Source organism: Streptomyces phytophilus, from assembly GCF_013870535.1.
GTDB lineage: Bacteria > Actinomycetota > Actinomycetes > Streptomycetales > Streptomycetaceae > Streptomyces > Streptomyces phytophilus.
In genome coordinates this window covers 1-2,080 of the sequence record NZ_JACBXC010001090.1, presented here as the reverse complement: position 1 = coordinate 2,080, position 2,080 = coordinate 1, and the positions used below count along the sequence as shown (strand labels likewise).

At 71.4% G+C, this 2,080-nt stretch carries 2 protein-coding genes and 1 pseudogene; all 3 read left to right on the top strand.

The window, feature by feature from the left end; all coding sequences use genetic code 11:
* Positions 1–485, top strand: a 485-nt coding sequence (locus H5J30_RS29370; protein ID WP_181790332.1) for a class I SAM-dependent methyltransferase, incomplete at its 5' end; no start/stop codon positions are given.
* A gap of 30 nt (positions 486–515) precedes the next feature.
* Positions 516–1,433 (top strand): N-acetylmuramoyl-L-alanine amidase, encoded by a 918-nt coding sequence (locus H5J30_RS29365; protein ID WP_181790330.1) that lies wholly within the window; start codon positions 516–518, stop codon positions 1,431–1,433.
* 175 nt (positions 1,434–1,608) lie between these two features.
* A pseudogene (locus H5J30_RS29360) lies at positions 1,609–2,080 on the top strand (hypothetical protein); the annotation flags it as partial.

The following is a 2,080-nucleotide window of genomic DNA, read 5'->3' as shown; positions in this document are numbered from 1 at the left end:
CCGCCGCCGCGCGTGCCGCCGCCCGCCCGGGAGTCGTCGCCGTCACCGTCGACCACCACCGCGGCAGCGAGGAGCAGCAGCCCGGCTGGGAGTACCACGACCCGACGCTCGTCGACCCCGCGACGGGGCTGACGGACACCCTGCCGACGTTCCGCCGCACCCTGTACGCGGCCGGCCTCGAAGAGCACGTCGTCGCCGTCGTCGGCCGCTCGCCGCAGGCCGCCGCCCTGTGGAACCGGCCGCTGGGGCTGGTCTTCGTCGACGGCGGGCACACCGACGAGCACGCCACCGCCGACTACGAGGGCTGGGCCCCGCACGTCGCGCTCGACGGCCTGCTGGCCGTGCACGACGTGTTCCCCGACCCCGCCGACGGCGGGCAGGCACCGTACCGGGTCTACCGGCGCGCGCTGGACTCCGGGGCGTTCACGGAGAGCGCCGCACACCGGAGCCTGCGGGTGCTGCGCCGTACCGGCGCGGGAATTTGAGCGCAGGGTTCTTCTGCTACGGTCGCACGGATGTCCAGCCAGAACCGGCGGCCTCTCCGCGCCTATCTTCTGCTCGCACCCGTGGCACCGCTGGCCTTCGCCGGCGTACTCGTGTGGCAGTCGGTGGACGGCGACGGATCCGCGGCGAACGGGCGGGAACCCGGCGGGGCCCCGTCGGCGTCCTCCTCCCCGACCCGGCCCACCGCCGGGGATCCCGAGGATTCGAACGACGCGCAGAACGCGACGGATGCGAAGGACCCGGAGGTGGGCGAGATGCCGCTGGCCGGAAAGGTGATCGTGCTGGACCCCGGGCACAACCCGAACAACCGCGACCACGCCGCCGAAATCAACCGGCAGGTCGACATCGGCACCGTGCGCAAGGAGTGCGACACCACCGGCACGGCCACCAACGGCGGTTATGCCGAGGCGGACTTCACCCTGGACGTGGCCCGGCGCGCGCGCACGCTGCTGCGCGCGCAGGGCGCGGAGGTGCGGCTCACGCAGGACGGCAAGCGGGAGTTCGGGCCGTGTGTCGACGAGCGCGCCGAGGCCGGCAACAAGGCCGGGGCGGACGCGGTCGTCTCCATCCACGCCGACGGCGGCGGGCCCGGCGCCCGCGGGTTCCACGTGATCCTGCCGGGCAGCGTGGACGAGGGAAAGGCGGACACCACCGCCATCGTGAAGCCCTCGCGGAAGCTGGGCAAAGAGTTGAAGTCGCACTTCGCGGAAGAAACCGGAAGCAAGCCCTCCAACTATGTGGGCAACGACACAGGCTTCACGGTGCGCACGGATCTGGGCGGGCTGAACCTCTCGACTGTGCCCAAAGTCTTCATCGAATGCGGCAATATGCGGGACGCTAAGGACGCCGGCCGGCTGACGGACGCCGCATGGCGGCAGCGGGCGGCGCACGGAATCACGAACGGCATCGGGGCTTTCCTGGCAGGGTAGGCGCAAGCCGTCGACAGACCGGGAAATGCACACCGGGGGAACAAGGGGGACTCGTGGCCAGGGGGCCCGATGCGGCCGATCCGCGGACCCGTACGATGGGGCGGCATTTCACGCTCCGCGGCGCAGGGATCCGCACCAGCATCAGCGACAACGACCAATACGTAAGGGACATTTCGTGAACATCCGCTCACTCACTCGGGGCGACGGCGTAGTGATCGGAGCAGCGCTGCTGCTGATTATCGCCTCGTTCCTCGGCAGCATCTCGGTGGACTGCCCCGGAGGGGCCGACTGCGGGGACGTGCCCAGCGGCTGGGACTCCGACCAGTTCCCCCTGCTGCCGGCCGTGTTCCTGACCGGCATCATCGCCGGCGCGCTCATCTTCCTGGGCCGGGTGAAGACCGGCGACCGCGAGTTCGGCGGGCTCCGGCTCGACCAGTGGGGCACCGCGCTGTCGGCCGCCGCACTCCTCAGCTCGCTCTTCATGCTCTTCGGCGGCGCGCGCAACATGGCCAACGACGCCGTGGGCGAGGACATCTTCGGCATGGGCATCGGCCTGATCCTCGGGCTCATCGCCAACCTCGCGATGACCGCGGCCGCGGTCCTCGGCCACACCGTCCCGGCGCTCAAGGCGAGCCTGCTGGGCAGCC

Coding starts and splice junctions, on each gene's coding strand:
- H5J30_RS29365 (WP_181790330.1), top strand. CDS start 516: ATGTCCAGCCAGAACCGGCGGCCTCTCCGCGCCTATCTTCTGCTCGCA.